23 protein-coding genes are annotated in these 25,657 nt (G+C 37.3%); 11 read left to right on the forward strand and 12 right to left on the reverse strand.

Features of this window, described 5'->3' with window-relative positions:
* Nucleotides 1-130 precede the first annotated feature (130 nt).
* The 3 genes from EA341_RS09160 (at nt 131) to EA341_RS09170 (ending at nt 4,484) form a co-directional block, all read left to right on the forward strand.
* Entirely contained in the window at nt 131-1,231 is a 1,101-nt protein-coding gene (locus EA341_RS09160) for a family 43 glycosylhydrolase (protein ID WP_293013229.1), read from the forward strand.
* An 81-nt stretch (nt 1,232-1,312) separates the two neighbouring features.
* Nucleotides 1,313-2,338 carry a LacI family DNA-binding transcriptional regulator gene (locus EA341_RS09165; RefSeq protein WP_293013232.1) on the forward strand — a complete coding sequence of 342 codons (1,026 nt, stop codon included), beginning with the start codon at nt 1,313-1,315 and terminating at the stop codon, nt 2,336-2,338.
* Nucleotides 2,339-2,366: 28 nt separating this feature from the next.
* Entirely contained in the window at nt 2,367-4,484 is a 2,118-nt protein-coding gene (locus EA341_RS09170; protein ID WP_293013235.1) for an alpha-glucuronidase family glycosyl hydrolase, read from the forward strand.
* A 37-nt stretch (nt 4,485-4,521) separates the two neighbouring features.
* On the opposite strand, the gene EA341_RS09175 is transcribed toward EA341_RS09170, so the two are convergent.
* Both EA341_RS09175 and EA341_RS09180 read right to left on the reverse strand, forming a co-directional pair.
* Complete coding sequence (locus EA341_RS09175) at nt 4,522-5,232, reverse strand: LytTR family DNA-binding domain-containing protein (protein WP_293013237.1); 711 nt, start codon at nt 5,230-5,232, stop codon at nt 4,522-4,524.
* A gap of 1 nt (nt 5,233) precedes the next feature.
* Nucleotides 5,234-6,292 (reverse strand): sensor histidine kinase, encoded by a 1,059-nt coding sequence (locus tag EA341_RS09180; RefSeq protein ID WP_293013240.1) that lies wholly within the window; start codon nt 6,290-6,292, stop codon nt 5,234-5,236.
* A 338-nt stretch (nt 6,293-6,630) separates the two neighbouring features.
* Between EA341_RS09180 and EA341_RS09185 the strand changes: the two genes are divergently transcribed.
* Nucleotides 6,631-7,509, forward strand: a complete 879-nt coding sequence (locus EA341_RS09185; protein ID WP_293013243.1) for an alpha/beta hydrolase — start codon at nt 6,631-6,633, stop codon at nt 7,507-7,509.
* 263 nt (nt 7,510-7,772) lie between these two features.
* Here the strand turns inward: EA341_RS09185 and EA341_RS09190 are convergent, their stop codons facing one another.
* The 3 genes from EA341_RS09190 to EA341_RS09200 form a co-directional block, all read right to left on the reverse strand.
* Nucleotides 7,773-9,782 (reverse strand): alpha amylase C-terminal domain-containing protein, encoded by a 2,010-nt coding sequence (locus EA341_RS09190; protein WP_293013246.1) that lies wholly within the window; start codon nt 9,780-9,782, stop codon nt 7,773-7,775.
* A 106-nt stretch (nt 9,783-9,888) separates the two neighbouring features.
* The gene (locus EA341_RS09195) at nt 9,889-10,104 is read right to left on the reverse strand and encodes a hypothetical protein (protein ID WP_293013249.1); all 216 of its coding nucleotides are present in this window, start codon (nt 10,102-10,104) and stop codon (nt 9,889-9,891) included.
* A gap of 78 nt (nt 10,105-10,182) precedes the next feature.
* Nucleotides 10,183-11,232 carry a LacI family DNA-binding transcriptional regulator gene (locus EA341_RS09200; protein WP_293013252.1) on the reverse strand — a complete coding sequence of 350 codons (1,050 nt, stop codon included), beginning with the start codon at nt 11,230-11,232 and terminating at the stop codon, nt 10,183-10,185.
* A 247-nt stretch (nt 11,233-11,479) separates the two neighbouring features.
* Here EA341_RS09200 and EA341_RS09205 point away from each other — a divergent pair, with 247 nt between their 5' ends.
* Genes EA341_RS09205 through EA341_RS09215 form a run of 3 tightly spaced genes read left to right on the forward strand, consistent with a single transcriptional unit; the run spans nt 11,480 to nt 15,145 of the window.
* Entirely contained in the window at nt 11,480-13,069 is a 1,590-nt protein-coding gene (locus EA341_RS09205) for a sodium:solute symporter (protein ID WP_293013255.1), read from the forward strand.
* Nucleotides 13,054-14,226 (forward strand): glycoside hydrolase 100 family protein, encoded by a 1,173-nt coding sequence (locus EA341_RS09210; protein ID WP_293013257.1) that lies wholly within the window; start codon nt 13,054-13,056, stop codon nt 14,224-14,226. Before EA341_RS09205 ends, EA341_RS09210 begins: the two co-directional genes overlap by 16 nt.
* 1 nt (nt 14,227) lies before the next feature.
* Complete coding sequence (locus tag EA341_RS09215; RefSeq protein ID WP_293013260.1) at nt 14,228-15,145, forward strand: carbohydrate kinase family protein; 918 nt, start codon at nt 14,228-14,230, stop codon at nt 15,143-15,145.
* Nucleotides 15,146-15,156: 11 nt separating this feature from the next.
* Here EA341_RS09215 and EA341_RS09220 read toward each other — a convergent pair whose 3' ends face one another.
* The 6 genes from EA341_RS09220 to EA341_RS09245 form a co-directional block, all read right to left on the reverse strand.
* The gene (locus EA341_RS09220; RefSeq protein WP_293013262.1) at nt 15,157-16,833 is read right to left on the reverse strand and encodes an OmpA family protein; all 1,677 of its coding nucleotides are present in this window, start codon (nt 16,831-16,833) and stop codon (nt 15,157-15,159) included.
* A gap of 18 nt (nt 16,834-16,851) precedes the next feature.
* Nucleotides 16,852-17,823, reverse strand: coding sequence for a deoxyhypusine synthase family protein (locus EA341_RS09225; protein WP_293013264.1), 972 nt, complete (start codon nt 17,821-17,823; stop codon nt 16,852-16,854).
* A 109-nt stretch (nt 17,824-17,932) separates the two neighbouring features.
* Complete coding sequence (locus tag EA341_RS09230) at nt 17,933-18,535, reverse strand: OmpH family outer membrane protein (RefSeq protein ID WP_293013267.1); 603 nt, start codon at nt 18,533-18,535, stop codon at nt 17,933-17,935.
* 89 nt (nt 18,536-18,624) lie between these two features.
* On the reverse strand, nt 18,625-18,873 hold the full coding sequence (locus tag EA341_RS09235; protein WP_293013269.1) for a hypothetical protein: 249 nt from the start codon (nt 18,871-18,873) through the stop codon (nt 18,625-18,627).
* 18 nt (nt 18,874-18,891) lie between these two features.
* Complete coding sequence (locus EA341_RS09240) at nt 18,892-19,794, reverse strand: histone deacetylase (RefSeq protein WP_293013271.1); 903 nt, start codon at nt 19,792-19,794, stop codon at nt 18,892-18,894.
* Between the two features lie 70 nt (nt 19,795-19,864).
* Nucleotides 19,865-20,431, reverse strand: a complete 567-nt coding sequence (locus EA341_RS09245) for a hypothetical protein (protein ID WP_293013273.1) — start codon at nt 20,429-20,431, stop codon at nt 19,865-19,867.
* Between the two features lie 125 nt (nt 20,432-20,556).
* Between EA341_RS09245 and EA341_RS09250 the strand changes: the two genes are divergently transcribed.
* Nucleotides 20,557-20,994, forward strand: coding sequence for a helix-turn-helix domain-containing protein (locus tag EA341_RS09250; protein ID WP_293013276.1), 438 nt, complete (start codon nt 20,557-20,559; stop codon nt 20,992-20,994).
* Here EA341_RS09250 and EA341_RS09255 read toward each other — a convergent pair.
* Nucleotides 20,991-21,362 (reverse strand): phage holin family protein, encoded by a 372-nt coding sequence (locus EA341_RS09255; RefSeq protein ID WP_293013279.1) that lies wholly within the window; start codon nt 21,360-21,362, stop codon nt 20,991-20,993. The genes EA341_RS09250 and EA341_RS09255 overlap by 4 nt on opposite strands.
* Nucleotides 21,363-21,607: 245 nt before the next feature.
* Between EA341_RS09255 and EA341_RS09260 the strand changes: the two genes are divergently transcribed.
* The 3 genes from EA341_RS09260 to EA341_RS09270 all read left to right on the forward strand — a co-directional run bounded on the left by EA341_RS09260 (nt 21,608) and on the right by EA341_RS09270 (nt 25,477).
* Nucleotides 21,608-22,357 (forward strand): acyl-CoA desaturase, encoded by a 750-nt coding sequence (locus tag EA341_RS09260; protein WP_293013281.1) that lies wholly within the window; start codon nt 21,608-21,610, stop codon nt 22,355-22,357.
* Between the two features lie 192 nt (nt 22,358-22,549).
* On the forward strand, nt 22,550-22,915 hold the full coding sequence (locus tag EA341_RS09265; RefSeq protein ID WP_106131638.1) for a BlaI/MecI/CopY family transcriptional regulator: 366 nt from the start codon (nt 22,550-22,552) through the stop codon (nt 22,913-22,915).
* A gap of 3 nt (nt 22,916-22,918) precedes the next feature.
* Nucleotides 22,919-25,477, forward strand: coding sequence for a M56 family metallopeptidase (locus EA341_RS09270; protein ID WP_293013283.1), 2,559 nt, complete (start codon nt 22,919-22,921; stop codon nt 25,475-25,477).
* Nucleotides 25,478-25,657: the final 180 nt, after the last annotated feature.

Genomic DNA, 25,657 nt, shown 5'->3' on the forward strand with positions numbered 1-25,657 from the left:
TTTTGAAATGCTCAGGACTTTTTATTTATTTTTTTCCCTTAACAATATTTTATTCATGTATTTTAATTTTGAAACCGATTTCAATTTTTCTAAATTAGTTTTTCCAAAATAAAATAATAAATCTAAACCTATGAATCTTAAAATCATCCTAACTCCCTTGATATTGGCATGTGGAGTCTTGCTTTTATCCTCATGTAGCGAAAAAACCTCTACCAGTGAAGAAGTTGAAAACCAGGAAGGTGTCAGCAATTACCTTTCAAAACCTTTGGTTTCCCATATCTACACAGCGGACCCATCTGCACATGTTTTTAATGGGAAAATTTATATTTATCCATCGCATGATGAAGAATCAGAAATTAAACAAGATGACTCAGGTGCCCATTTTAACATGAGAAATTACCATGTATTTTCTATGGAATCCATTGATGCGGAGCCCGTAGACCATGGTGTTATTCTGGATATAGATGATGTGCCTTGGGCAAAAAGACAAATGTGGGCTCCTGATGCCGCAGAGAAAGACGGTAAATATTATTTCTACTTTCCCGCTAAAGATCATGATGATATTTTTAGAATAGGTGTGGCGGTAGCTGATAAGCCTGAAGGACCTTTCAAAGCAGAAGCAGAACCCATCAAGGGAAGTTACAGTATGGATCCGGCAGTCTTTCAAGATGGAAAAGATTATTATATGTACTGGGGTGGAATTTGGGGCGGTCAACTTCAAAAATGGAGAACAGGAAAATATATTTCTACAGGAGACAGACCATATGACGATGAGCCCGCAGATGATGAACCTGCCATTGCACCCGTGATTGCCAAAATGAGTGAGGATATGCTGCAGTTTGGTGAAGAACCAAAGCAGATTTCAATTTTGGATAAAGATGGTTCTCCAATCCTAGCTGGTGATCATGAAAGAAGATTTTTCGAAGCTGCTTGGGTTCATAAGCACGATGGCAAATACTATTTCTCCTACTCTACCGGAGATACCCACAATATCGCTTATGCCATTGGCGATTCTCCCTATGGTCCATTTACTTACCAAGGTGTAGTGCTTAAACCTGTTGAAGGTTGGACCAACCACCATTCCATTGTTAAGGTAGATGATAAGTGGTATATTTTCTATCATGACACGGAGCTTTCAGGAGAAACCCATCTCAGAAATATCAAAATGGCTGAATTGACCCATAACCCTGATGGAACTATACAAACCATAGATCCAATGAAAAAACCTTAATCATATTTAATCATTACCTATTAAACCATGAAAACGGCCTCTTTGCGGAGGTCGTTTTTAAAGCTTAATATCATACTGCTTATGGATAAGGAAATAACTATTTATGATATAGCCAAGGATCTGGGGGTTTCACCAACTACGGTTAGCCGTGCACTCAATAATAATCCAGCAGTCAACGAGAAGACGAGAAAAAAAATCTTCCAAGCAGCCCTTGATATGGGCTATCAATCCAATGTATTTGCGTCCAATCTAAGAAGCAAAAGAACCAATAATATAGGGGTGATTGTTCCCAGGCTGAATAGTTCTTTTCAATCTGATGTAATTGCAGGAATGGAAAAGGTAGCAAATAATGCAGGGTTTAACCTGATCATTTCCCAATCTCTAGAATCAAAGGAAAAGGAAATAGCCAACACCATTACCATGTTCAACAGCCGGGTAGACGGTCTATTAGTATCATTAGCCAGCAACACAGAGAGTTTAGATCATTTTGCTCCTTTTATTAAAAAAAATATTCCTCTGATATTTTATGACAGGATAGGAAACTTCGGGGATATTTTCGGCGTGACCATTGATAATCTGAATGCTGCCTACGAAGCCACAAATCATTTGATTGACCAAGGTTGCAGGAAAATTGTGCATGTCTTGGGAAATATTAAAGCCAATGTATATCGTGATAGGCTGAATGGATACAAATCTGCCCTTTTAGATAATGGGCTTGAGTACGAAGAAAAGTTAATCTTTCATTCTGATCTCAATGAAGAAGCAGGAGCAGAAATCATTCAAAAAATCAAAAAATTAGCCTTACCTATCGACGGACTTTTTGTCTCCAACGATGCTTGTGCTGCCAGTTGTATTCAGCAATTGAAATTGGAAGGTTATAGAATACCAGAAGATATTGCTGTAGTGGGATTCAACAACGACGCGATTTCCAGATTGGTGGAGCCTAATATTACAACTATCAATTACCCAGGATATGAGATGGGAGAAATTGCGATGCAAAACCTCATCGATCATCTTGATCAAAAATCAGAAAGCAGGTTGAAAAATACCCATAAAATCACCCTCAGATCAGAATTATTTATTCGTGAATCATCAAAACTAAAATGAACTCAAGCCATTAAACCTATAATCCAACATGATCAGAGCTCTTCTCACATCGATAGCCTTGTTTTGCATTCCAATGCTATTGTCTGCCAACGATGGCTACAAACTTTGGCTTCAGTATTATCCTATAGAAAACCCACAAGCTTGGCAGGAAAATGTACTGAAACAGGTTAGCATTGATGGCAATAATGAAACCATCACCATCATCAAAAATGAGTTGGAAGTTGCATCACAGGGATTCTTTAGTACAAAACCATTATTTGTAAAGGAAAATCCAAGCCTTTTGATTGCCTTAAGAGAACAACTCCCATCTTCTCTGTCACAGTCAGCTTCAAAGGATTTGGGAACAGAGGGTTACCATATTTATTCTAAAAATGGTCAAACAGTAATTACAGCAAATAGCAAATTTGGTCTTCTTTATGGGACTTTCAGGCTACTTCAGGAAATACAAAAACAGGAGATAATCTCCGAAACGGGAATTGTAGAGATCCCAAAAGTTAAACACCGTGTTCTTAACCACTGGGATAATCTCAACAGAACAGTTGAAAGAGGCTATTCAGGTTTCAGTATTTGGAATTGGCACAGGCTTCCCAGACACATTGACCAACAATATCTGGATTATGCGCGTGCTAACGCTTCATTAGGCATCAATGGAACATCGGTTACGAATGTAAATGCCAATGCTTTGGTTTTGACCCCCTATTACCTGGAAAAAGTACAGGCACTTGCAGATGCTTTTCGGCCTTACGGTATTAAATTGTACATCACTGCAAGATTTTCATCTCCCATGGAAATTGGAGGATTAGAAACAGCTGACCCTCTCAACAAAGAAGTACAGGATTGGTGGAAAGACAAAACCAAAGAAATCTATGAATACATCCCCGACTTCGGTGGGTTTCTGGTAAAAGCCGACTCAGAAGGTCAGCCCGGACCACATAACTATGGCAGGACACAAGCAGAAGGCGCCAATATGTTGGCAGATGCAGTAAAACCTTTTGGGGGAATAGTCATGTGGAGGGCTTTCGTCTACAGCGAAAAAACTCCTGATGACAGACACAAGCAGGCTTACAATGAATTTGTACCCTTAGATGGTAAATTCAGAGATAATGTGATCGTGCAGGTAAAAAACGGGGCAATTGATTTTCAACCAAGAGAACCTTTTCACCCATTGTTTGGCGCTATGCCAAAGACACCTTTGATGATGGAGTTTCAGATTACTCAAGAGTATTTGGGTCATGATACTCATTTGGCCTTTTTGGCGCCTATGTATGAGGAAGTGCTAAAACAAGATACTTATATCAATGGAAAAGGATCAGAAGTTGCTAAAGTGATTGATGGAAGCCTGCATGACTACTCTTTTACAGGTATGGCTGGAGTTGCCAATATAGGAACAGACAGAAACTGGACTGGACACCATTTTCATCAAGCCAATTGGTATGCCTATGGCAAACTCGCCTGGAATCCTTGGGGAAATTCAGGTGAAATCGCTGAAGATTGGATCAAACTCACTTTTACAAACCAAAAAGAGTTTGTAGATCCAATTAAGAAAATGATGCTCAATTCACATGAAATGGTTGTGAATTACATGACACCTTTGGGCATTCATCATATTATGGCTAGAAGTCATCATTATGGTCCAGGTCCATGGGTGACGGGCGGAGAAAGGTCAGATTGGACATCTACTTATTACCACAATGCAAGTGAAAGTGGGATGGGCTTTGACAGAACCCAAACAGGAAGTAATGCCCTGGAACAGTATTCCACTCAGCTTCAGGAAGAATGGGGTGACTTGAATTCAATTCCCAACAAATATTTGCTTTGGTTCCATCATCTGCCCTGGGATTATCAGATGAATTCAGGGAATATACTTTGGGACGAAATTGCCTTTCACTATCAAAAGGGTGTGAATGAAGCCAGAGAAAACGTTAAAATCTGGAAAGACCTTCAAAAGCATGTGGATAGATTCCGCTTTGAGCACGTGCTCTCATTTTTAGAAATACAAGCTGAAGAAGCTGAGTGGTGGCGAGATGCTGTCTTATTATATTTTGGACAGTATTCTGGACTGCCATTACCAGAAGGTGTGGAAGCTCCTAAACATGATTTGGAGTATTACATGAATATCGAGCACAAATTTGTTCCAGGAATATGAGCATTACAAAAAGGAAGGCTAAATTAGTCTTCCTTTTCTATTCTCCAGTCAATTCCCGAATGATTTCGTTCCTTCTGCTTCTGGACAAAGGCACTTTGCTTTTACCCATATCTATCTCATTTCCAATGATTCCCTGTACTTTTCTTTTTGAGATGATATAAGTCTTATGGATCCTAATAAACTCAGATGTAGGAAGACTTTCCTCCATACTTTTCATCGTCATCAGCGTAATCAACCTTTCGTTTTCAGTGTGAATTGCAATATAATTTTCCATACCCTCTATATAAAAAATATCTACTAGATTGACTCTTTTAAGCATGTAATCTACTTTGATATAGATATGATCCTTGGATGAGAGCTCCGCGGTTTCAGCACTTTGATTAACTTTCAGACTAAAAATATCACTGGCCTTATTCACTGCTTTTAAGAATCTTTCAAAAGGATAAGGTTTGACCAAATAATCGACCACATCCAACTCAAAGCCTTGTAAAGCATAATTGGGATAGGCAGTGGTCAAAATAACCAAGGGAGGAGTTTTAAGAGATTTGAGAAAATCCAAACCATTTACTTTAGGCATTTGTATATCCAAAAACATCAAATCAGGCTTTAATTCCTGAAGCTTCTCATTTGCTTCCAAAGCATTTTCACAGACTGCAGAAAGCTCAATATTTTCTATTTCTCTGATATAGCTTTTCAGACCTTCTCTTGCCAGAGGCTCATCCTCTACAATAATAGTTTTGATCTTCATGTCAGTTGATTTTTAAAGTTAGCCAAACTTCAAATGTTTCTACACTTTCTATTATTTCCAGCGCATGCTTTTCAGGATAAATCAAATCTAATCTCCGTCTGATATTATTCAATCCCAATCCCCCTTCTTTTTTCTCTTTTGGGTTCTCATCTGTGGTATTGTAAAAATAAGCCTTTAATTCATCCCCAATCCGACTTATCCTAAAGATAATTTCATTTGTTTTGTCCGTATGCGTAGACAAATGTTTGAAGCAGTTTTCCAAAAAAGGAATCATTACCAATGGAGCGATTTCAAAATCTTCCAAATCTCCTTCAAACTCAAACTTTAAATCCAGCCTGTCTCCTTTACGGATTTTTTCAAGCTCTACATAGTTTTCCAAATACTCTAATTCTTTTTGAATATCTATTCTGTCCACAGAAAACTCATATAATTGGGACCTGAGTAGGTTTGAAAGCTTAATCAGAGTTTCGGAAGCTTTTTCTGGATCCATCCTAATCAGCACATACACTGAATTTATCGTATTGAAAAGAAAATGAGGGTTAACCTGGGATTTCAAAAATTGGAGTTCTGTTTCTATCCTTTCTTTTTCTTTCAATTCATTGATGCGCTGTAGCTTCCGATTATCCAAGAAACCCTTGAAACCAAGAAGAATTGCCCCTGTAAATAGATTAGAGCTCGAATAAATTAATATTATTTGACTGAAATTGGACTGGAAAAGCTCTTCCAATCTATTCTCTAAGACCAAATTGATACCCAAATACATCAGGTTAGCATTTAAAAATGCCAAAAATATAAAGGCTATTAAAAAAAGTATGATCCCGTTCTTTTTAAAGATTTTAGGGATTAATAGATAATAGGACACATAATAGATTGATGCATTGGAAACAGTATAAAATCCCGTCACCCAATAGAGGTCTATTATGTTTTCATACATGGATTCGTAAACCCTAACCCAAAAAATAAAGTACAATACCCAGAACAGAAAATGATGAAACTTCCATTCCAGAAAACTCCCCAGAATGGATTGGCCTTTATTCCTTAGAACTTTATACTCACTCATTTTTCCTAACGTCTTCTGATTGGAATGCTCCTGCCAATAACAATGTTAAAAAAACTACTCCTACTATAAATAATGTCCACCAAATCATACTTATATTTTTATGGGAACCAAATTACTGGATTTAGTTGGATTGCTTTAAAATCCTTGACTAATGGCTTCTCAAAATTGATCAATTGTAATAACCAGTAGCCAATTTGAAAATATTCAGGATTAAAATACAGCAAATTTCTAAAAGCTGGATAAAACTTCTTTGGTCAATCAAACCTCACAGGTAGTCAAAGAATTTTCTAAGTTTCTTATTTGTAACTCAATTTTGAGGAAACAAAACAAAGAACTTTATGAAAACAGTAAAAACTTCACTCAAGCTCATATTGCTTATTTTTATCCTTTCTTCCTTGAAAGCAGCAGCCGCAAACTCAAAATTGATTTCTACGGAAGTTAAAGGCTCTGGGAGTCCTATGATTTTGATACACGGTATGTCCTGCAGTGCGGCTGTCTGGGATGAATTTGTTGAAAGGTATAGCGGCAATTATGAACTTCACTTAGTTCATATCAAGGGATTTGGTAACAAGGAAATAATGGCATCTGATCATTATTTGAAGCAGATCAGAGATGAGTTAATAGGCTACGTTGGAGAAAATAAATTGAAGAGCCCTATATTGATTGGTCATAGTATGGGAGGTTTTATTGGACTTTGGGCAGCTGCCGAGGCGACAGATATTTTCGGAAAGATAGTATCGATAGATGGAGTACCCTACTTTCCGGTATTGCAGATGCCGGGTATAAGTCCCGAAACAGCTAAACCAATGGTAAATTCCATGAAAGCTCAATTTGAAAGTGTCGATGAAAAAGCAGCTAGAGCCAATCAGGAAATGATCGTATCTACAATGATTGCCACAGAAGATAAAAGAAATGAGGTTGTCGAAATGGGTATGGCTTCAAATCCAAAAGTCGTAGGACAAGCATTTGGAGAAATGTTCCTGACTGATATCAGAGGTGAAATGTCCAACATTCAGGTACCTGTTTTGGTATTCGGATCATGGGCTGCATACGAAAACTATGGTGCAACAAAGGATTCTGTAACCGAAGGGTATCAAAGCCAATTGAAGGATATTAAAGATGTCAAACTTCTTGTTGCAAATGAGGCTTATCATTTTGTGTTCTATGATGAACCGGATTGGTTCTACAATGAACTTGAAAAATTCCTTGAAGAGTAGCGAAATCTCCTATTTCTAAAAAGTTAGAAGTCCATTTATCACATATAATGCACTTCCATCCCATTTTAAGCTATTTTAAGAAACTTAAAAAACATGCTGTCGTTGATAAAAATAGTTAAACTAGCAATGACAGGAAGATTTCCTTAAGCTCATACGGAGAGTAAGGCTTTTCTTTTAAAATAAGTTTAGTTTAGTTGATGATTGTCATTGTAAAAAATTTGGGTCCCATCTGGGACCCATTTTTGATTTAAATAAAAGCTTTACTAAATTTTCTTAAGCACCATAACGGTCCTGTTGGGCAGATAAATTTTTAGTTTGTTTTCTTTATCTGTTGGATATGTCAAAGAATCCTCCACCCTTTCAAAGCCTCCAAATTCTTTACTGTCAGAATTTAGAATCATTCGGTATTCACCTAATTGAGGGACTTTAATTTCATATCCAAAAAAGGATTCTGAAATATTGAAACTGAAAATAAATAACAATCCTGCCCTTTCAAAGACGAGTATTTTTTTCTCGGCGTCCAAAAACAGTTGTTGGGCATGTGGGGAAGCACAAACTTTATATTCATTCACAAGAGCAACCATAGCCCTATCCCACTCATTAAGGTCATAATACCTAAGATGATCAGAATCCACTAATGACCATTGTCTTCTTGCATATTGATAACTCCAATTATTACCCTCTCTCGGAAAGTCTACCCACTCAGGATGCCCAAATTCGTTTCCTATAAAATTAAGGTATCCTTCACCACCCAGCGCAATGGTTATCAGACGAATCATTTTATGAAGCGCTACTCCCCTATCTACCACCAATGAATTTTGAAGCTTAGACATACTGGAATACATTTCCTTGTCCATCAACCAAAATGCGATTGACTTATCCCCAACCAAAGCCTGATCATGAGACTCAGCATACGCTATGGTTTTTTCTTTTTTGGGCCTATTTGTCAATTCATGCCACATTTCAAACATATCCCAATGTTCATCAGGCTTATGCTTTAGTGTCTTTATCCAAAAATCAGGAATACCCATACCTAAACGGAAGTCAAAACCTATACCACCATCCTGATGTTTTCTGCACAAGCCAGGCATCCCGCTTACCTCCTCAGCTATTGACAAGGCTTGAGCTGAAAAATCATGGATCAACTTATTTGCCAATTGCAAATAAATGAGCGCATCCCAGTCCACTCCTTCACTGAAGTATTTCTTTGGATCATCAAAAGATACATGGCCATGGTGCAAGTACAATATGGAAGTTACACCATCCCAACGGAAGCCATCAAAATGAAACTCTTCCAGCCAGTACCTTATATTGGATAGCAGAAAGTGTTTCACCTCCTTTTTACCATAATCAAATAGCTTGGAATCCCAGCCTTCATGATAGCCTCGTTCACCAGGATGAAAATATTGGTAGCTAGATCCGTCAAATTCGTTTAAACCTTCATTGACATTTTTGACTGCGTGACTATGAACCAAGTCCATTACCACTGTGATGCCCATGTTATGAGCCTTATTGACCAAGAATTTTAATTCTTCCGGAGTGCCAAACCTGGAAGTTGGTGCAAAAAAGTTGGAAACATGGTAACCAAAGGAGCCATAATAAGGGTGTTCCATTATAGCCATTAGCTGAATAGTATTATAGCCTGCATTTTTGATTCTTGGAAGTATATTTTCAGCAAACTCCATGTAGGTTCCGACTCCCTCTTTTTCTTGAGCCATTCCAATATGACATTCATAAATGAGAGGCTGTTTGTTATTTTCCCTAGAATCAAAATTATGATCAGTCCAAACAAAAGGAACCTCAGGTATCCAAATCTGCCCCGCAAAATCATGAGATTCTTCATCCTGTACCACGCGACGAACATAAGCAGGGATTCTATCCACACCACCGTTTTTTGCCTCTACGTGTACCTTGATTTTAGAACCATGTACAATGCTGCCCTTATATTCATCAAATGGCAAGAAGATTTCCCAATCTCCTCTATGGTTTTTTTTCAAAGGATGGGAATATTTATTCCAACCATTGAAATCCCCCATTAAAAAAAGATTATACGCAGCTGGTGCCCATTCTCTATACACCCAACCATTACGGAAGTTATCGAAATTGATACCGTAATATTCGTGAGCCCTGGCAAACTCCAGTATGCTGCCATATTGTAGATCTATGTCCTTTAAGGCATCTAAGTATCTCTGATACCTATGGAATATGTCATCGGCATAATCGCTTAGCCAATCTTCTTCTTTAACTAAGGGAAGGATTTTTTTCTGTTCCACAAAAAATTATCAGTTGATTGAACCTAAATATAGAAATAAAAGTGGAGTCCCCCACAAGATTTACGCAGTCATTCGGCTTTATTTGGGAGTGATCTCTCTATAAAACTTAAGCCACTATAAAATAAAGCATGGCTGAAGCCAAGGTGTAACCCATCAAAAAAGAAAAGAATATTGGTGTGGAAAGAGAAACCTTCAGGTACTCTGGAACATTTTTGTGATGATTGAAATGGGATATTTTTTTTAGATATTTTTCAGGAAAAATAGACAAAAATGCTAAGCCGTAAATTGTAGTGAGCAGCAACAAAGAAAATAGTGTTTCCATACCGTAATTCAATCTGATGCAAAGGTAAAAACTCTACTGAAATCTAAGAAGAATTATTATAAAATCTTTACCTAAATATTACTGAATTGTTGCGTGATTTTTTTTCGTAAGTATTGTAGAGGCCCTAATGATTAAATTTGTTTTCAATTCAATAATTTCTTCATTTTCCAAGTCATGATTTTTAATTAGTTCTATCAATTTAAGTGTAGCTTTTTCTCCCATCTGGTAACCATGCTGGTCAACAGAACTTAAACTGGGACTCACAATCTCAGCCAACTTCCAATTAGAAAACCCTATTACACCGATTTCGTCTGGAACTGCTATTTCCATTTCTTTGAGGTATTTCAAAACCCCAAAAGCCACCAAGTCAGTGATACAAAAAATAGCATCAGGTGGATTTTTACTTGTCATCAACTCCTTACAAAATTTATATCCCTCTGCTTCGTCTATAGCAAAACAGTCCTTTATCCATTCTTCAGAAGTTTCCATTTGGTGATCAATAAGTGCTTGTTGATATCCAATAGCCCTTTCATTGGAGTTTTTCACCTCACGTCTTCCCCTTAAATGCGCTATTTTTTTGTAACCTTGGTCAATGAGGTGCTTTACAGCTTGATAAGCTCCCTCAAAATCATCTACTATCACTTTGGGACTAAGGAGATCATCAGTAACTTTATCGAATTGTACTACCGGCTTACCTTCCTCTAAGAAGCCCTTTAAGTGATCCGCATCTCTTGTCTCATTCGAAATAGAAATTAACAAACCATCCACACTACTTGCAAGCATTGTTCTACATGCTATGGTTTCATCGCTAAGGATATCATTGGACTGGCTAACAAGTATATTGTAACCATGTTTTTTTGCCGTATCAATGGCACCACTAATCACTGTAGAGAAAAAGTGATGAACCAGCTCAGGAACAATCAAACCTATGTTGTAGGTTCTACTTTTACGAAAGTTGACTGCCAGAATATTAGGGACATAATGATGCTTTTCGGCAAAAGCTTTTACCATTTTTATGGTTTCATCGGCAATATCTGGATGCTCTTTTAATGCTCTTGAGGCTGTCGAAATAGAAATCCCTAATTCTCGTGCTATATCTTTGAGCGTAAGTTTCTTTTTTTCGGTCATTGTGGGTTCATAAGTTACCTTAATATTAAACCTTTAAAGGCGCTTTTCCAATACGGAATTTTGTAAATATTATTTATAATTATTATAAACAACAGCTTCGCAATGGTTTGTGCAAACGATTGATTTTTTTTTGCTTTTGGACATTGACGATTAAATATTTTTATTCATTACAAAATATCATATAGATATAGTATTTATTTTCATTCAAGTTTCAATGTGAATCAACAATAAAACCTACTGATCTAAAATGAACCTAGAGCTTATTGGTTATCTGGACTTGGCAATTATCATTGTCTACTTGGTAGGGATGATCTTTTATGGGCTATATCATGCAAAGAGGGATAGTTCAGAAGACTACTTTTTAGCCGGTCGAAGCATGACATGGCCCATTGTCGGTATTTCTCTTTTTGCAGCCAATATTTCAAGTACCACTTTAATCGGTTTAGCTGGAGATGCCTATAGCACAGGGATTTCTGTTTATAATTACGAGTGGATGGCAGCTGTTATCCTGGTGTTTTTCAGCATCTTCTTTTTACCATTTTACCTAAGATCTGGAGTATATACAATGCCAGAATTTTTGGAAAGAAGGTATGACCGAAGGAGCCGTTACTATTTTTCTTTTATCACATTGATCGGTAATGTAATGATAGAAACTGCTGCTGGATTATATGCCGGAAGCCTCATACTTAAGCTGGTTTTTCCTGATATCAGCATGACTGTGATTATCTTGATTTTGGCCGCCGCAGCAGCAGCATATACCATTCCAGGTGGATTGTCTTCAGTAGTGCACACAGAAGTTATTCAGGCCATATTGCTATTTGCGGGTTCCTTGATTTTGACATATATCACGTACAGAGAAGTAGGAGGATGGGAAAATGTACTGGCTGCAACGCCACCCGAAATGATTAGCCTCATCCGTCCAATTGATGACCCTTCAGTCCCTTGGACAGGTCTGATCTTCGGTGTACCGCTGCTAGGCTTCTATTTTTGGGCCAATAACCAATTTATGGTTCAAAGGGTTCTCACAGCAAAAGACCTAAATCATGGCAGGTGGGGCGCTTTATTTGCCGGTTTGTTGAAGCTACCTGTGCTTTTCTTTATGGTTTTACCAGGGACAATGGCAAGAGTGATTTTTCCAGAGCTGGATAATCCTGACACTGTCTTTCCTCATCTGGTTTTCAATCTATTACCTGTGGGCTTGATTGGCTTGCTAATGGCTGGACTATTGGCAGCCATGTCTTCAAGCATAAGCGCGACACTTAATTCTGCCAGTACTTTGATTACAATGGATTTTGTCAAAAACATCAGGCCAGATTTAGATAGCAAGCAATTGGTAAGAGTTGGACAGGTCGCAACAGTTATCTTAGTCCTTTTGGCCGCAGCATGGACACCTCAGATCGAAAAATTTGACTCCCTTTTCAAATACCTTCAAATGGTCGTTGGATTGATTGCTCCTCCAGTTGTAGTGGTTTTCATTTTCGGAATGTTTTGGAAAAGGGGAAATGCGGATGCTGCTTTTTACAGTCTTATCACTGGTTTTGCTACAGCTGTCATTCTGATTTTTGTCAACGTGTCAATGCCTGATGCAACTATTTCACAATGGCATTTCTTGCATACTGCTCCTTTATTATTCTTATTCTGTGCCATTGTGTACATAGTAGTCAGTTTATCAGGTAACTTACCACCCTCTGAAAAAATAGAGGAGTATACTTGGAAAAATAAAATCTATACTGACGAAACAGCTTCTTTATCTGTACTTCCTTGGTATAAAAACTTCAGGATTCTTTCTGTTTTCTTACTCATCTTGACCTTTATAATTGTATGGATATTCAGGTAGCCAAAGAAAAAGCATTGAATATGATGCGGAGTGCTTCCCACCAAATGGGATTTCTTGCATCTGCCCTACCCAAAGACAATTATCAAAGGGTCTGGGCCAGAGATGGGGTAATTACCGGAATGGCAGCCCTTTCAAGTAGAGAGGAGGATTTGATTGACACTTTCCGTCAGACGCTGATAACCCTCGGTAATCATATCAGTCCACAGGGACATATTCCCTCAAATGTAGATTTAGATTCTGGAAATGTAAGTTATGGTGGTCTAGCAGGGAGGGCAGACACTGGCAGTTGGTGGTTGATTGGGCTTTGTCTTTATGTCAAATACACTGGAGAAAAACATTTACTAGACCGCTTTGAAAATGATATTGAGCAGGTCTTGAGTCTTTATCAGGCTTGGGAATACAACAATAGAGGTCTGGTTTATGTCCCTCTTGCGGGTGACTGGGCTGATGAATATATCCTTCATGGCTATGTACTTTATGACCAAGTCTTAAGATACGCTGCATTGAGGCTATGCGGTTCTTTGATGGAAAGACCTCAGTGGTTGGAGAAATCAGAGGCCATCAAACTTGCTATTTACCAAAACTATTACCTTCATCAGGATTGGGAAAGCTCTGGAGTACATGTAGAAGCCAAAAAGAGATTGATGGAAGAAAAAGGCCCTCAGCCTTATCTTATAGCATCATTCCACCCCGCAGGATATCAGCCTTACGTTGATTTTCTGGGAAATGCATTGGCCATGATTTTCAAGATTCATCCTGAACCGGAAAACTGTCTCAATTGGGCTCAAAAAGAAATCGGGGTTTTCACTCCTGCTTTCCACCCTACCATATACAGAGATGATAAGGACTTCCACTTATTGGAGAATAATTTCAGGTTTGAATTCAGAAATAAGCCAAATGAATTTCACAATGGAGGTATTTGGCCTATGGTCAATGGCTTTTGGGGATTGGCTGCTTTTATACACAAGGGTAAAGCAGAGGCTGAGTTTATCTGCAATAATATTACCCAACTGAACAAGCTCAATGATTGGGAATTTAACGAGTGTTTCAATAGAAAAACCTTCCATCCCTGTGGAGTTCCAAAATGCACCTGGAGTGCAGCAGGACAGGTTATGTTGAGTAGTGCCATTCAAAAGGGTTTTTATTTATTGGATTGAGATGCAAAAAGATATTGATATCATAGTAGTTGGAGAACTGTTGGTGGATCTAATCGGACACGAACTGAGAGACGAAATATTCAGAACACACTCATTCAGACGGTTTCAAGGAGGTAGCCCGGCTAACTTAGGAGCCAACCTAAAGCGCTTGGGGAAGCAGGTACATATGATTGCCAGTGTAGGAAAAGACGGTATGGGTGAATACCTGATCCATGAACTTGAAAAATTAGGTCTTGACATCAGTGGCATCAAAGAAAGACAGGAATTTCCCACCTCATTGGTTTTATTATCCAGGTCCCATGATACCCCTGATTTTATTGCCTATAGGGAAGCAGACCATTATATTTTCCTGGAGGATATTGAAAATGAAACTTTGGAAAGGGCTCGACTTTTCCATACTACATGTTTCGCCTTAAGCAAACAGCCCGCCCAACATGCAATAATGGACGGGGCAAGAAGAGCAGCGGATCTTGGTGTTCAATTGAGCATTGACCTCAATTATGCTCCTTCTATATGGCCTGATCATATCGAAGCCATGCATGTCATACAGAATTATTGTAATTTATCCCCCTTTGTGAAAGTAAGCAAAGATGACTGTGAGAGAATTTTTCAAAAAGAAATTGAATACGAAGAGGCTTGCAAAACTTTCCTTAAATGGGGCGCCAAAATTGTTTGTCTGACCATGGGCAAACAAGGAAGTATGTTATGGACTGACGAAGGAAAAAATTTCAGTATACCTGCTTTAGAAGTAAAAGTAATGGGAGATGCTACAGGAGCTGGAGATGCTTACTGGTCAGGGTTCTTAAGTGCCTGGCTCAAAAATAAAGATTGGAAAACATGCGTCCAAACTGCTGCTAAAATGGCAGCACTTAAACTTTCCATCGACGGCCCTCTCCCCGAAAAAGTGATTTTAGAATGATAGAAGATTCATTAACCTTCTATCGTTAATTCTACCCTCCTATTGATATTCCTTCCTTCGTCAGTACTGTTGTCGGCAATAGGCCGGGTACCACCCCATCCTGAAATTCTAATCCTTTCAAATTGAATTCCATTCAAAGTAAGGTAACCTCTTATTTTAGACGCTCTTTTAAGTGATAAATCCTTGTTCAAAACAGGATCTCCCGCATTATCTGTATGGCCTTCCAGTCTGATTTTTACAGCTTCATTTTCTTTTAGAAACAACACAAGCTGATCCAGAACCTGTATTGATCTGGAATCTGCAAAGTCTGAAGTACCTCTATTGAACTGGATATTATCCAATACAATCCGAGCACCCGCTGAAGCCGGCTGCATAAGCAATTCATTATTAGGTAAATCAGACCATTCACTTGCAGTCATGTTACTAGGTAAATACCCTTTTGAAGAAACTAAGATGGAAACCCATTCCTCTTTATTCAAGTCTTCCAAAAGCATATTCTGATCTTCCATTTCTTTCCTGTCTCCTCGATTATTGATTAAAAAAAGAGTATAGGCTATTTCCTCACGCTCATTGGCACTCAGGATCCTAACCAATTCGAACTTTGATTGAGTCTGCTCATCTATTTCTTTATCATCATTTTGAACATAGATTTCATCAACTTCAGGAATACTGTCATTTTCAACAGCCAAAAGAAGGTCTTCTTCCTGAACTATTGTTTCGCTCAGAACTTCATCCACCTGAGTAATTTCGGCAAGAGCTACTTGCTCCTCTTCCATCAACTCTTCAGGGGCCACATTGGCAAGTTCTCTTTGAGGAGAAATATTATCAAATTTGACAGTCATAAGATCGCCGAAACCTTCAGAGTTTTGGGTACTCGAAAATATCGCAGAGGAATCCGAAGAAGAAAGTGGTACATATCCCATTTCAGTTCCAGTGCTGTTAGCATACCTAATGGCTTTTGGACTAGTCCACGATGTCCAAGTATCATCCAATCTTTCAGTAAAAAAAATATCCTTCCCTCTACCTTTTCCACCTGCATTAGCTGAAAAGTACAATATTCTTTGGTCATCAGACAGGTAAGGGGTCTGTTCTTGGCCATAGGAATTGACAATCTCTCCAAGGTTCAATGGGCTAGTCCATTCATTTACAGATTTTTTGAAGCTTACATAAAGATCTTCATTTCCAAAAGTCCCATATGAATCTATAGACATTACTATGGTTTTTCCATCCTTACTTAATCTTCCGCCAAAATACTTAGAGTTGTTCTTGAAATTTCCCATTTCAAGTGGACGGAGGTAATTATAACTATTTCCGAATTTTGAATATTGATGAATACCTTGGTTTATTCCATTTCCCTCATGGTATACCAAGATGCTAACCGGATCTGGAAAACCTACCACCACATCATTACCAGAAGTGGAAAGGGATACGACCCTTTGAGGTTTGGACCAATTCCCGTTTTTATCCTTGGTGCTTCTCCAAATATCACCAAAGTCACTGGCTCCTCCCTTGTTATCAGGATGAAATCCAACTGAAAAATAAAGATCCCCATTTGGAGAAACCACAGGGTGGTGTTCGTCATAGGGAGAGTTTAGTTCTTTGAAAGAAGAAACAATTTGAGCATTTACAGGTAAATAAACAGAAAAAGCAAGCAGGAATAACCCACTTGCTTTCAGTATTTTATACATAATTAATTTAATCATTTTTTACTGATCCAATACAATGGCAAATACCAAAGGCACAACAATAGTTGCGTCGGACTCTATTATATATTTTGGTGTGTCAAGACCTAATTTTCCCCACGTGATTTTTTCATTAGGTACAGCTCCAGAATAAGAACCATAGGATGTGGTAGAATCAGAAATCTGACAGAAGTAACCCCAAAGTGGAACATTATCTCTTTGAAGATCCTGATGCAACATTGGGACCACACATATAGGAAAGTCACCTGCAATACCACCGCCAATTTGAAAGAAACCTACAGTGCTATCCTCAGAAGCATTATTTGTATACCATTCTGCTAGGAACATCATATACTCAATACCTGTTCTTACGGTGTGTACGTTTTTGATATCACCTGAGATAACATGGCCGGCAAACATATTACCCAACGTAGAATCTTCCCATCCGGGTACAATTATTGGAAGGTTTTTCTTTGCTGCTTCCAACAACCATGAATTTTTAGGATCAATTTGAAAGGAATCATCCAATTTTCCAGATAGGAGGATTTTGTAGAAAAACTCATGCGGGAAAAATGCCTCTCCTGCTTTATCGGCTTTAACCCACTCTGCCAAGATGATATCCTCTATTCTTCTCATGGCTTCCATTTCAGGAATACATGTATCAGTTACCCTATTCATATGCCTGCTTAACAAGTCTTGTTCTTGTTCAGGGGATAAGTCACGGTAATTTGGAATTCTTTCGTAATAATCATGCGCCACCAAGTTAAATACATCTTCTTCTAAGTTGGCTCCTGTACAAGTGATAATCTGTACCTTATCCTGACGGATCATCTCAGCTAATGAAATTCCCAATTCTGCTGTAGACATGGCCCCTGCCAATGTCACCATCATTTTACCATTATTGTCAAGGTGCGTTTTGTAACCTTCTGCTGCATCAATTAGGGCTGCCGCATTAAAATGTCTGTAATTATGTTTTAAAAATTCAGTAATTTTCATGGATTTGACTTTAGTTTTCAATGCTTCAAAAGTACCAATTTATATTACACGAAAAAAGCCCCGAGAATACAGGGCTTTTCAAAATCAAGTTAGCAATAGACTATATTGCTTATTTATTGTCTTTTTGAGACGCATATTTTTTGTTTATACCATCGATAACATGATCCGTTACATCTAAGGACTTCTTGCTATACCAAACAGCACCACCTCTTGTGTAAGAAAGTATCATTTCCAGGTCATTTTCGTCAGCGTATACTTTTAGGTAATCAGCAATCTTGTCATAAACTTCTCCATAAAGTTTTGACTCATCCGCAGAAAGCTCCTGCATCAGATTATCTCTGTATGTCATAAGGTTTCTTTCTTTCTTCATCAAGTCCTCTTGTTTTGCTCTTGCTTGATTGGGAGTCATAGAATTAGCTGTTTGTTCGAAATTAGAGACTTCCTGCTCGAATCCTCTTGCACGGCTGCCCAGTTCACTTTCAAATTTTTTGCCTTTTTCGGTAATCTCTTCTGACTTTTCTTTGAAATAGTCAAACTTAGCAATAACTGAATCAGTCATTACATAAGCAATTTTTAAGTCAGTAATACTAACTTCTACAGCTTCTTCGGAACCTGCGCCGGACGCATCTGTTGAAGTACCTGATTGGTTACATGAAGAGAAGGCAAAAGCAGCTATGCCAAAAACTCCTAAAACTTTAACTAATTTTTTCACGATGTTTGTCTTAAATTTCAACTTGGCGCAAATATAAACAAACTATTCTATCTTCAAATTGGGACAGTAAAGCCAAATGTTAAAATCCGTTAAGAGACCTTATTCTTCTTATCTGAAAGGGTCATTAAGGACTTGAAAACCACAGCTTGACCAAAAAAAGACAAACCCGCAAAAAAAACTGCAAGCGAAACAGTACCATAAATAAACCAATCCAAAAAGTCTGCACCCTGCATTTTAACAACAACTGCGTCTCCTATCATACTGAGGCCCAAACCCATAACCAAAAAACCAATAACAGCATGTAACAACCATTTGATTTTCAACTTATTCTTTCCCATAGTTTTATGTTTTGAAAGTTAAAAGAATATTTCTTGTGCTAATCTAAAAGTATTAGAATGTGCTTCAATAATATGACTGATTTTTTCTGAATAGCCCCCTCCCATACAACACATGATTGGGATCTCGTTTTTTGATGCTACTTCCAATACAATCTTGTCTCTTTCTTTACAACCCTGAAGACTCAGACCTAAGCGGCCTAGCTTATCTGTTTCCAATACATCCACACCACTCTGGAAAATAATGAAGTCAGGCTCTACCTGGTCTAGAAGCGGTATAAAATGCTGATTTAGCAGTTTTATGTAATCCGAATCTCCGATTTTATCAGGAAGCCCAACATCTAAATCGGAATTTTCCTTGTGCATAGGATAATTGGAAGCACCATGCATACTAAATGTAAATACCCTGCTTTCATTTTGAAATATTTCTGCGGTGCCATTTCCCTGATGAACATCCAAATCTACTACCAGAATTTTTTTCGAATGCCCATTTTCCAATAGGTAGTTTGCAGTAATCGCTATATCGTTGAGTAAACAAAACCCTTCTCCTCTGTCTGTGAAAGCATGGTGGGTACCTCCTGCGACATTCATTGCAATTCCATACTCTAAGGCGAATAAAGCAGACTTAACGGAGCCATGCATAATGTGTACTTCTCTTTCAACCAATGCCTCACTTAGTGGGAAGCCTGTTTTCCTAATTTCTGACTTACTCAATCTTTGATTTTTCAGCTTATCGACATAATCAGACTTGTGAGTATTGACAATCCACTTGTCTTCCAGGGAGTAGGGACTAAAGAAATTGTCATTAGTAACCGTTCCTTCGTACAATAACTGTTCAGGAATCAGATTGTACTTCTCCATAGGAAACCTGTGGCCTTCAGGTAAAGGGTGACAGTATTTGGGTGACCAGGCAATTTTTAACATATCCTCAAAAAAAACGCTTGTTGAAGTAACAAGCGCATTTAGATAATATTGTTTATGAACACTAAAGTTTTTATTCGTCTACGTCTTCCTCTTCTTCAGATTGAAAAGCATATAAAGTGTCATCCAATATTAATGTGTCTTCATTGAATTCTTTGATGAATTTAGTAATGACCTTATCATCGATGGCATCTACATTCAAAGCAACATCCAAACCTATTCCAAAATCATGATGTGTGTCTAGGTCTACAAATTCCTGAACTTTAACTGACTCATCTTCTTCCATGTCCATAATAATCTCTGTAATAAACCAGCCTATCTCCTCTTCTTCGCTACTAAGAGGTTCTAAGTTTCCGTTTTCATCTTCCTTATAATGAATTCCTTTAAAGTTGGGAAATTTTTTTGCGGCTTCATGCTCGGCAAGCTCGTACAGTTCAGAAGCATGATGTAACCTTAAAGTGTACATCGCTGCATCATATACGACCTCTTTCCCTTCAAACATACCAATAAAATAAAAGTTGACATATTCGTCAGTGTTTTCGTCGTCAGGAACGATTTTATAAGGCTTTTGGCTTGCTGCCAATTCTTTTTTCAATCCTTCGATTGTTTCTGGCATAAAACCATCATTTTGATATTTCATAAGAAAAATTTAGGGTTTACAATAGACAACATACAACACTATCGTTAAATTAAAAACACTTTAACGAACAATTGTGATCTTAATCTAATTGAAAATTAATTTACAAGTATCTAGCATAAAAAAAAATGTTATCTCCAAAAAAAGATGAAGAATACATTTCAATTCTTCTGCAACAACAAGAAGGTGAAAACCTTGATTTTAAGCAAAGTATAAACAGTTCAGAAAAAATCGCTAAAACTCTATCTGCATTTGCAAATACTTCAGGTGGGCAAATTGTAATTGGAGTCTCAGATCAAAAACAGGTACTGGGTATTGACGAATATGAGGAGATGTTTATGATTGAAAAGGCAGCTCAGGAATACTGTGTTCCCCCTGTTAAAGCTGATTATGAGTTATATGCTCATGATCTTTATGATGAAGGAAAAGAGCAGTTTGAAGAAAAAAATATATTAATAGTAAAAATTCAAAAATCAACTGTAGTCCATTCTGTCAAAAAAAGTAGTGGTCAAATTATCCCATACATAAGGGTGCGTGATAAAACCCTTCCTCACATACAGGATTAAGGTCTGGGAGCTCCTCCCAAGGATACTCCAAGTAACGAATTAATCAATCCTAGTATCAAACCGAACAAAAGTGCCCACCAAAATCCATTTACCAAAAATCCTGGAATAATCTCCGCTGCCAAAAGAATTAGGAGAGCATTGATGACCAACAAAAATAACCCTAGGGTTACTAATGTGATTGGGATAGTCAGAAATATAAGTATTGGCTTGACAGTTATATTCAAAAGAGCAATCATGGCAGCTACTACAATGGCTGTAAGAAAAGAGTCTACCACAACCCCTGGTAATAAATATTGAGTTAATAAAACTGCTATACCCCCAAGAACAAGCTGGATGAGTATATTGACTACGTCTTTTGATTTGCTCATAACATTTTTTTAACAATTTTAAGTCAATATAATAACAACTTTTCAAGGATTGAAACCCTAATAAACACTAATGTCTATTTTTTTTTAATTAAGTCAAATTGAACTGTATTTATCAAATTAACATTCCATATATAACAAATAGCATGATATTGATCATATTTTGATTTCAAATTCCTGAAAATCGTCGGTGTTTTTCAAAATATGGATTTATCTTTGTTCAATATTAATTAAAACTCAATTATTAAGTGATTCTCATTATCTTCTTTCTGCTGCACTGGTATTTCTCACTGTTTTGCCAAAGCTTCTTCTTACATCGCTATGCAGCCCACCAAATGTTTTCAATGACTAAAGTCTGGGAAAGGTTCTTTTACGTATTCACATGGGTATGTCAGGGAAGTTCTTATCTCTCACCTAGGGCCTATGCAGTTTTACACAGAATGCACCATGCATATTCTGATACACCTAAGGACCCCCACAGTCCTCATCATACAGAAAATCTTTTCACTATGATGTGGAAAACCAAAAATATTTACAACGATTACTTTTCTTTCAAGCTAAAACCAGAAGAAAGATTTTCTAAAGACGTTCCTGATTGGAATAAATTTGATCTTCTTGCTGACTCCATGATGGCACGAGTAGGCTGGGGTTTATTTTATGTGGCTGTGTATGTGTTGAGCATATCAGTTTTTGAACTTGCCGGTACACACTGGTGGATGTATTTCTTATTACCTATTCATTTTATGATGGGTCCAGTTCATGGGGCTATTGTCAATTGGAGTGGTCACAAATATGGTTATGCAAATTTTGACAATAATGACAAATCAAAAAACAGCCTACTTCTTGATGTACTCATGCTAGGAGAACTGTTCCAAAACAACCATCATAAACTTCCAAACAGAGCAAATTTCGCCGTTAAGTGGTACGAATTTGACCCAACCTATCCAATAGTCAAATTACTTCATTCCACAGGTATCATCAAATTAAGAACTACCTGACATAATTTTCAATTCTAAAATGCATAGCCCGGATAAAACCGGGCTTTTTTTATTATTAAACTATCTATATTTTAATTCACCTAAGAGTTTTTTATTTGATTTTCAATTGGCAATAGAAAGATTTAAAACTTTACTTGTTTTTATAAAACTAAATTCATAAGTTCGATAACATTTAAAAACTTAAACACCATTATGAGAGAACTAACAAGAGCAGAAGAGCAGATCATGCAGATCTTGTGGGATATCGAGAAAGGTTTCGTCAAAGATATCCTAGAAAAAATGTCAGAGCCTAAACCGGCTTACAATACTGTATCCACTATTGTGAGGATATTGGAAAGAAAAGGTTTTGTCAGTCACAAAGCTTATGGTAAGTCACATGAGTACTTCCCCATTGTTTCAAAAGACGAGTATAGAAGTTTTACCATTAAAAACCTTCTTACTGGATATTTCAGTGGTTCTTTTTCCAAATTGGCTTCTTTCTTCGCCAAGGATAAAAATCTTGATATCAAGGAACTAGAGAAAATTATGAATGAAGTAAAAGAGGAAACAAAAAAATAGCCCATGGCTGTTTTACTTGATTATATCTGGCAAAGCACTTTCTGCTTGCTGTTTTTCTTCGGAATCTATTTTTTATTCCTTAGAAATGAAAAAGCATTTTCCTTAACACGAGTGTATATACTATTGACACCTGTTTTGGCACTTAGCTTTCCTCTCATCAGCATTCCAGTAGGATTTGATAAGCCTGATATTTCTCTTGAACAAACTCAGTTATTTCGGGCGTTTTCGGCACAGGAAACGCCCGAAAAAATTGCTGCTACATTCGGTCTTCCCGAAGTAACTATAGAAAGTACCAAACTCCCTTTTCTATGGGAAATAAAAGATTACCTTTTTTTAATATACTTGATAATAGTATTACTCCTTTTTTTCAGACTTTTTTGGAATTTTATACAATTGAGAATGGTAAGGGAAAAGGGCTGGTACCAAACCCGTTATAACTTACAACACAAATACTACCTCATACCTACTTTTGGTCTAACACCTATATTTTCTTTTTTCGACAAACTGTTTTGGGATGAGACACAAGAACTTAAGACCGAAGAGAAAGAACAAATAATCAAACATGAAATAGAACATATCAAACAAGGACATTCATATGATGTGCTTTATTATCAGGTGCTTACAATTTTATTTTGGTTTAACCCTGCCATTCACCTCATGCGGGCAGCGCTTGTCGATATCCATGAATACCTTGCAGATGAAAATGTCATAAAAAATTCTGCCAATAAAGACGGTTATGCTAAACTTATCGTGAAAATAGCATTTAAAGGAATGGACTTACCTATTGGTAATTATTTTATCAGGTCTACCACACTTAAGAGGCTATTAATGCTGAAAAATCCAAAAAAAATCAATTGGGTAAAATTGTTTATGGTCATCCCAATGACTCTGATATTGATGGGTCTGATTTCTATGAAAGCCGAAACTGGGCAAAATTTACTCCAACAAAACTTTAATATTGAAGAGATTAAAAGGAAATTGATTGCTTCGCAGGACTCTCTTGAGATAGGTATCAAAGTAAAAAAGATCAATACTCCTATCCACTACGAACATATAGGTACTTTGGAGGATGAAAAACTAAAAGCTCAAATCGGACAGCTAGAGTATGTTTTCAGCAATATCAAATCAGACGAAGACTATATAAAAGTTAGGGGACTGATAGAAAGCCTTAGAAACTCTTCTGTATTTTCCAAAGACTATGGTGATCTAAAGAGAAGTAGTGATGACTTAGACGAATCCGCAAAACCTGAAATTGGAATGGAAAGCTGGTTCAGAAAAATCAGAGAACAGGTGAAATTGCCGGAAAATGAAGATAATTTAGGCCTTCTTGGAGGCAATTTGGTGTTGGAATTTGTAGTCAATACAGAAGGTCAGATCGAAAACCCAATGATTTCCAGAAGCTTGGGTGGTGGCATTGATCAACAAGTTCTTGATCTGCTTAAGGATTCAGAACTGGGAAAATGGATACCTGCTACCAAAAATGCTGAAAAAGTAGCTATGGTACAGACCGTTTTTATTCAATTTAGTGAACAAAGACAAAAAAGCGATGCCCATAAGTTCTTTAAAGATACCACTCCCCTACTTGAGAATGAGGAACCTAAGGTAAAATCCGAACAAGTCATTTTTGATGTGGTGGAAAATGCTCCTGAATTCAAAGGAGGCATCCAAGGATGGCAAAATTATGTAAGTCAGAATTTACAATTCCCAGAAGCTGCTCTAGCCAATAATATAGAAGGAGTAGTGTATGTTGCCTTTGTAGTGTCTAAGGATGGAAAAGTAGTAAACCCCGAAATCCTTAGAGGCATTGGTCATGGAGCAGATGAGGAAGCCTTAAGGTTGATTTCAGATAGTCCCAAATGGACACCTGGCATGCAGCGTGGCCAAGCCGTCAATGTAAGGATGAGATTGCCCATTCGTTTCAAACTGGATGAAAAACAGCTTAACCAGAAATTATTAAATTCCAATACAGCAGAAAAGATCAGATTATCAGACCCTGTCCCTTCTGAAAAATTCAATTTACATCTAAAAAAAAACCTGAAATACCCATCTGAGGTAATGGAGGCATCAATATCAGGAACTGTTGTGACCATATTGAAACTTGGTAAAGATGGAAGTGTGAAGAATTTTGAGGTTGTTGAAAGTCCCTCAGAGGAATTGAAAAATGAGGTTATTCGCGTTCTTGAAACCAATAAACATACATGGAGTGTAGATCCGGGTAAAGATGAATACTTGGTCACTTTGCCAATAACTTTTATTATTGCTAAAGAAGAACCATCTTCTAACCGTTATGAAGGCATGAAAAATGAAGTTGTGGTTACAGGATATAGAGCTTCAAAACCAAAGCAACCTCAGCTTAACCTGACGCCTATTGATAAAAAAGCTGAACCCATTTTCATTCTCAATGGAAAAGTAATCTCTAGCAAAGAAAACATAAGTGACTTGGTAAGTCCTGATCAAATTGAATCCTTAGAAATTTTCAAAGATAAAAAGGCTCAAAAAATGACGTCTGAATTTGATATGCTTAAAAACAATGCTGTGATAGTCATTGAGACTAAAAAGTAAAATTCAAATACTTCTATACCAGAAGACACAGTACCTGTGGTTTGAAGATAAAAGAGCAATCAAAAGATCGCTGAAAAAATATATGAATATTGATTCTACATCTCTCGCCAATGCTTATCATTAAATACTCGTAATAAATAGTATATAAATAAAGTAATAAAAGAGCCCAGAACTACTTAT

Source organism: Mongoliibacter sp., from assembly GCF_007692705.1.
Taxonomy (GTDB): domain Bacteria; phylum Bacteroidota; class Bacteroidia; order Cytophagales; family Cyclobacteriaceae; genus Mongoliibacter.